A 6,608-nucleotide genomic window follows, 5' to 3' on the forward strand; every position below is an offset into this window, starting at 1 on the left:
TGACTGCTCCGGCTTTCGCCGGGCATATCAGACTTTGGAATCCATTCTATATTTACAGCGGCTCTATATGTACAAGCACATTGGAAACCTGGTGTCGGTCCTTCAATTGGTCTTCAATTTCTTCCGTAATATCATGACTCTGCACCACGTTCAGCTTCGAGTCTACCAGCACGGTTGTATCCACCAGCACATTGTTGCCATGAATGCGTGCTTTAATATCTTTTATCGATTCTACACCATCGATTTGGGCAACGGTTTGCTTCATCAGCTCCAGTTCGCTTGCGTCAAAGCCGTCCGTTAAATCATGGCTTGCCTTGCGGAAAATATCCCAGGCTGTCTTGCAGATCAGAAGCCCAACAATCGTCGCAGTCAGCGGATCGAGCCAGGGAATTCCAAACTGTGAACCGATAATCCCTATAAAAGCGCCTATGCTTACGAGTGCATCCGAACGGTTATCCTGAGCTACCGCCTGCATGGCATTGCTTTTGAGTTCACGGGCAAGCTTGATATTGTACGCATAAACAGCCAGCATAACTAACGCACAACCCGCAGCCGTCCAGGCAGCGATAAGATCTGGCGTCTCCAGCACCGGTTGGACAAATTTGTTGACACCCTGATACAGAACCTGCAACCCTACGGCAATCATAATGAAAGAAGCAATCAATGCGGCTACCGTTTCCGCTCTGAAATGCCCGTAGCTGTGATTGGAATCAGGAGGTCTCCGGGAAATCTTAAGACCTGTCAGGATGGCGAGAGACGCAATGATGTCCGTACTATTGTTCAATCCGTCTGCAAGCAGTGCTTGGGAACCTGAGACACTTGCAATGAACAATTTGACGGCGGATAAAAGAATGTAGGCAAATAAACTGAGCCAGGCCCCTTTTTCACTTTGTTTAATGTCGCTGTAGTTTTCCAAAAAAAAGAACCTCCAAACAATAGTATTGTTCTATACTACACGCTGACATCCGGGTGGGTCTAGAGAAACAGTGTTGCCGGGCGGCGCATTAGTTAACCCTGCCAAATAGAGTTGGGAAGCAGGAAGTGTTTTGCAATGCGCAACATTGTTTGCCCTAGTTCAACATCAGACAGTGATTGGTGTCGGGAACCGGAATTATTCTCTTATACAGAAAGGATTTGCGGGCTCTCACCCTTCACACGATAAACGCAAAAAAAGGACCTGTCCTATAAGACAGATCCCTTTTCTGCTAAACTATGGTAGGGCGGTTGCTCTTACATTAAGCAATTATTCTGCAGGCGGAGTAAATGAGCGTGCCGCAAACTCGGCGTCCAGCATGTAGAAAGCGTTGCTATCGGATTCAATCCGTTTCAGCTTGGCGATAATATTGCTGAACAGTGCCTCTTCCTCCACCTGCTCATCAATGAACCACTTGAGGAAGTAGATGGTCGCGTGCTCACGTGCATCCAGCGCCAGGTCGGCCAGATGGTAGAATTTCCGCGTATTCTGCTGTTCATGGGCATAGGCATGTTCAAAGGCATCCAGCATGGATGTATATTCGTTCTTCGGCTCCGGTAAGGCAGCGAGCGTAGCACGATAGTCACGGTCATTAAGGAATTTGTAAATTTTCATAGCATGAAACCGTTCTTCTTCGGCCTGTACCAGAAAAAAGTTGGCGAAACCGTCCAGACTTTCACCTGAACAATAAGCAGCCATCGCCAGGTAAACGTGAGCAGAATAAAATTCAAAATTCATCTGCTCATTCAATGTATTCATTAATTCTTCCTTCATGGGTCCCTCACCTCGTCCTTTAGAGTAATTTGCTTGAAACAAGCCTTATGTAAAGTCTCCTCCATCTTATCATCCATGCCAGTGAATCGGCAAACGAAAGGAAGAATATTTGCAAATGAAAATGATTTGGCTGAAATACCGGCACTTCACCCCGCGAGACTGGAGCAGACTCTTTCCTGTGACTGCCGTACTTACCGGCTTGCTTGCCATCAGCGGATGCGCAGGAAACACCAATGTGCAGACAGGAATTATTTCTCCCACGGACTACATAACCGCATCACCTTCCGCAACAGCGACAGCAACTGCAACAGCGACACCCATGCAATCAGCGGCCAGCGGCAGCGATACATTTGAGAGCAAATTGGCAAATATGACACTGGAGGAGAAAATCGGGCAAATGCTCCTGGTCGGCATTGACGGCACCACGCTGGACGCCCAGGCAAAAAGAATGATTGCCGAAGACAAGATCGGCGGAATTATCCTGTATAAAGATAATATCAGCAACCTGAAGGGTATGGTCAGCCTGATCAATGACCTGAAGAAGAGCAACGCGGAGAATCCGGTTCCACTGTTCATGAGCGTAGATCAGGAGGGCGGAAAAGTCAGCCGCATGCCTGATGAATATGCCACAATACCGTCGAACGGGAGCGTTGGCGCAGCCGACAATTCCGGTGCTGCCGGAACGATGGGCAAGCTGCTCGCCAGAGAGCTGCTGTCAGCCGGGTTTAATATGGATTTTGCCCCTGTGCTGGATATAAACAGCAATCCCGATAATCCTGTAATCGGCGACCGTTCCTTCGGAAACACTGCCGACCTCGTCAGCAGATTAGGAATCGCTGAGATGAAAGGAATCGCCAGTGAAGGCGTTGTGCCGGTTGTTAAACATTTCCCCGGTCACGGCGACACATCCGTCGACTCCCATCTGGAACTGCCGGTCGTGAACAAAACTGCTGCCCAACTGGCCAAACTGGAATGGCAGCCGTTCGAGGCGGCCATTCAGGAGAATGCGGATGCGGTAATGGTTGCGCACATTCTTTTTCCGGAGCTTGATTCTGATAAGCCTGCTTCTTTGTCCAGGGCCATTATCGGAAAGCTGCTGCGTGAAGAGATGGGCTTTCAGGGAGTAGTCATTACCGATGACCTCACAATGGGTGCCATCACCGAGCACTACACGCTGGCTGCCGCAGCTGTCGATACCGTACAGGCGGGCAGTGATATCCTTCTTGTCGCCCATGAATACGGGAATGAGCAAGCGGTTCGGAAAGCGCTGCTGGCCAGTGTCCAAAGCGGCACCATCAAGGAGTCACGAATTGATGAGAGTGTCTACCGCATTCTTGCACTGAAGGACAAATACCGTCTGACCGACCAGCCGACAGCCGTACCCGATCTGAGAAAGCTGAACCAGGATATCACAAGCTGGCGAAGTTCGCTTACCAAGTAAACAAAGAGGCTGTTGAGACTCTCTCAACAGCCTTCGACAAGCTAAACGGGCAGCCTGTTGTTATATCAACAGACTGCCCGTTATTTTAACTACTGAATAACTACTTTATCCCCGGCCTTTAGTCCAGAGAGAACTTCTGTCTTGTCCGTAGTTTCCATTCCGACCTTGATTTCCTGCCGTACATATTGCTCATTTCCTTTATCCAGCATTACATACGCCAGATCACCTTCATGCATAACAGCGATGCTGGAGACTACCGTGGCTTTCTCTTTACGCAACGTCTCAATTTCGCCGCTAAGACTGAGGCCGCCGATTAAATGCTCATCCGGCTGGAGAGAAATAACCACCTCAAATTGCGGCACCTGATTTGCTGCCGAGTTCTGTCCGCTGGTTGTAGTGGCGAATTTCGATACCTCGGTCACTTCACCCTTAAGCGTAAGATTTTTCATTGCAGTCATCTTGACCTGAACCTTCATGCCCTTTTTGATGCGGAAGATGTCCTGTTCCCCGACCTGCGCAATAAATTCAAGCTTGCTCAGATCAACAATCTTACCGATGTACTGATTGTCCGTCACCATCTGCGGCCGTTCTTTGCTGCTGTCATACAGGAAAATGCCAGTTGCAGGCGCATGATAGATCGCCGTTTTGAGCTTATTCCTTTTGTCCGCCAGCTCCCGCTCTTGAATACCTGCGTTGACCTGATTCAATTCCTCATTCATGCGTGCCGTTTCCTGGGCCGCCAGCGCTTTGAGCCGCTCCGCTTCAGTTCCGATTGGAGCTGCAGTTTCCGCGTCCTGTTGGCTGACGAATGAATTCAGTTCCCCCTCCAGCTGCGCTTTGCGAATGGCAGCCTCCGTGGTGGCAATTTCGTTTTGCAATGTGCTTTGGTCCAGAGTGAACAGCACATCGCCCTTTTTCACCTGGCCGGCGTTCTCCACCTTCCACGCTGTAACCTTTGAAGCGTAAGGAGCATAGACCAGAGTCTCCTCTTGATACTGTGATTTCCCCTTCACCTGAACAGAACTCGTTATGGTCTCCTGAGTAACCGGAAAGCTGATTGCTTGCGTAGGCTCCATCACCATCTGGGGTTCTTCTTTTTTGATCACTTTGGTGAACAGCAGATATCCCCCGACACCCACGATGGCCGCAATAATGAGCCACTTCAGGCTCTTTTTAATTATCCTCTTCATTGTTCGGCGTCCTTTCAATTTAAAAATAGCTAGTCCCGCTTAATAGCAGTAAGCGCATCTGTTCTTGAAGCGCTGATCGCCGGATAGATCCCCGACAGCACACCTGTCATAATCGCAAATACAAGCCCGATGGGAAGGTTCGTTTCCGGAATAAAGAAATGTATACCATCACCAGCTGTACCCACAAGCTTGTTGAGACCATTTACAATCAGGTAGGAAAAGAGAACGCCCAATAATCCGCCCAAAAGCCCCAGCAGTGCAGCTTCCGTGATGAACATATTGCGGATTTGCCTCATATTCGCGCCCAGCACCTTCATAATCCCAATCTGCCGTCTGCGTTGATGGGTGGACATGGTCATGGCAACAATAATGGAAATGGAAGCAATGACTAGAATAAAAACACCTATTCCAAGCGCTGCCATTTTGATTGTATCAAATTGCTCTTTAAGCATATCCATCTGATACAGATTGTTGCTGGTCGTTAAAGACAGCTTCTGAATCATTTGTTCTACTTGCTTAATGTTCTCAACGTCGTCCACCTTAACCGTCACTGAGTTGTAGCTGCCTTCCTCAGGCACATTAATGACCGACATATTGTCAAAAGCAAGCTCTTTCCCGAGTTGAACCGCAGTATCCTGAGAGATATACATAATCTTGTCATAGGAAGCACGTTCATCGCTAGTCCCCGTCGGATTAGCCAGGATGCCCCCTACTTGCAGCGGTGAGCTGAGCTTGATGGCTCCTGACGCGCTGCTATAGTCCTGCGCCTGTATCTGTAGCTGCTGCCTATACATTTCTGAAGGGAGCAGGGTCATACTGGTGTATTGAGCATTTAATTCCTGGTTAAAAGGATCTGCCGAAAGACGCTCATAAAGCTTCGTACGGGTTTCATTGTCAATCAGGCCGAGTGTTGCCCCATAATTCAGCACAGTCATACCCGGGAGATTCGAGCCCCCTCCCTGTTTGTAGGTATGGCCGTACTTATTCAGCATCTCTAAGTCTGTTGCAATGACTCTGGCATCGCCTATTTTGTTGTCGACCGTGACAATCTGCAGGTAGCCGACATCTTGAAACGGCGCGGCTGCGACTACATGATCCAGACCACGGATAATCTCAAGCTTCTGCTCCGTCAGCTTACCTGGATTCAGGTTCTCGTTTGTTTCGGCAGGAGCCTTACTGCTGCCTCCGCCGCCACGCGAGGGGATACCGCCGCCTGGAGAGACCATAATTTCATCCATTTTAAAACTGCGATTGACCTCATCGGTCATATAGTTCTGTGCGGATTGTCCAACACTAAGCGCAACAATGATTGCTGCACAACCGATGGAAAGTCCGGTCATACACAGTCCGGTAACCACCTTGCGCCGTTTGACCTGATCCCAGGCCATACGGGTTATATCTCTGATCTTCACTGCGTCTCCTCCTCTTGAGGTTCCGCTTCTGCCGCCTTTTGCTCTTCGGTAATTAAATAACCGTCCCGCAGGGAAAAGATGCGCTGCATTTGCTCTGCTACCTCATGTTCATGCGTGACAACAATAAAAGTAGTGTTCATCGTCCGGTTGAGCTTAAGCAGGATGTCGATGATTTCATCCTCAGTCTTGGAGTCCAGATTCCCTGTCGGCTCATCCGCGAAGATGACCGATGGCTCCGTAATCAGCGAGCGGGCAATACTTACCCGCTGCTGCTGGCCACCGGACAGCTGGGAAGGAAATAAATCAGCTTTGTCCGGAATGCCGACCTGCTCCAGCAGCGCAAGCGCCTTTTGCTTACGGATCGATGGCGAGACGGACTGGAACACAAGCGGCAGCTCCACATTCTCGCGCACAGTAAGACTGGTGATCAGCTCATAGGCCTGAAAGATAAATCCGATATGCTTGCGGCGAAACACGGAAAGCTTGTTTTCTCCCATCTTAACAATATCATGATCCGCAATGAAGATATGGCCTTCAGTCGGCTTCATCAGGCCGGCCATCAGGTTCAGCATTGTAGATTTCCCGGAGCCGGAACTGCCCAGCAGGGCAACCATTTCACCCTGCTTTACATTGAAGCTGATATCGTGAAGCACGGGGGTCCATTCGTTGCCGGTCTTAAAAGAGTGCTTGATATTTTCTACTCGCAACATAGAAGCTGCTCCTTCTTCCATTGTCATTTAGCGTTGGTATCTTTCTGAGTTATCAGCTGGCGGTCGATGAACAGGTTGAAAACCTGGCCCCCAAGCTCCTGCCGCTCA

General features: G+C 49.4%; 6 protein-coding genes. 1 reads left to right on the plus strand and 5 read right to left on the minus strand.

Going from position 1 to position 6,608, the window contains the following annotated elements; genetic code table 11:
- Window positions 1–52: 52 nt before the first annotated feature.
- A complete protein-coding gene (locus tag MHI45_RS35025) occupies window positions 53–916 on the minus strand; it encodes a cation diffusion facilitator family transporter (protein WP_076109302.1) in 864 nt (287 codons plus the stop codon).
- Between the two features lie 327 nt (window positions 917–1,243).
- Entirely contained in the window at window positions 1,244–1,747 is a 504-nt protein-coding gene (locus tag MHI45_RS35030; RefSeq protein WP_038591439.1) for a ferritin, read from the minus strand.
- A gap of 115 nt (window positions 1,748–1,862) precedes the next feature.
- Here MHI45_RS35030 and nagZ point away from each other — a divergent pair, with 115 nt between their 5' ends.
- Complete coding sequence (gene nagZ / locus MHI45_RS35035) at window positions 1,863–3,188, plus strand: beta-N-acetylhexosaminidase (protein ID WP_256718030.1); 1,326 nt, start codon at window positions 1,863–1,865, stop codon at window positions 3,186–3,188.
- Window positions 3,189–3,277: 89 nt separating this feature from the next.
- Here the strand turns inward: nagZ and MHI45_RS35040 are convergent, their stop codons facing one another.
- The 3 genes from MHI45_RS35040 to MHI45_RS35050 are packed head-to-tail and all read right to left on the minus strand — an operon-like array spanning window position 3,278 to window position 6,500.
- A complete protein-coding gene (locus tag MHI45_RS35040) occupies window positions 3,278–4,378 on the minus strand; it encodes an efflux RND transporter periplasmic adaptor subunit (RefSeq protein WP_179091679.1) in 1,101 nt (366 codons plus the stop codon).
- Window positions 4,379–4,407: 29 nt separating this feature from the next.
- A complete protein-coding gene (locus MHI45_RS35045) occupies window positions 4,408–5,790 on the minus strand; it encodes an ABC transporter permease (protein ID WP_076109301.1) in 1,383 nt (460 codons plus the stop codon).
- The gene (locus MHI45_RS35050) at window positions 5,787–6,500 is read right to left on the minus strand and encodes an ABC transporter ATP-binding protein (protein WP_076109300.1); all 714 of its coding nucleotides are present in this window, start codon (window positions 6,498–6,500) and stop codon (window positions 5,787–5,789) included. Before MHI45_RS35050 ends, MHI45_RS35045 begins: the two co-directional genes overlap by 4 nt.
- Window positions 6,501–6,608 lie beyond the last annotated feature (108 nt).

The organism is Paenibacillus sp. FSL H3-0321 (assembly GCF_038002865.1).
Lineage (GTDB): Bacteria > Bacillota > Bacilli > Paenibacillales > Paenibacillaceae > Paenibacillus_AQ.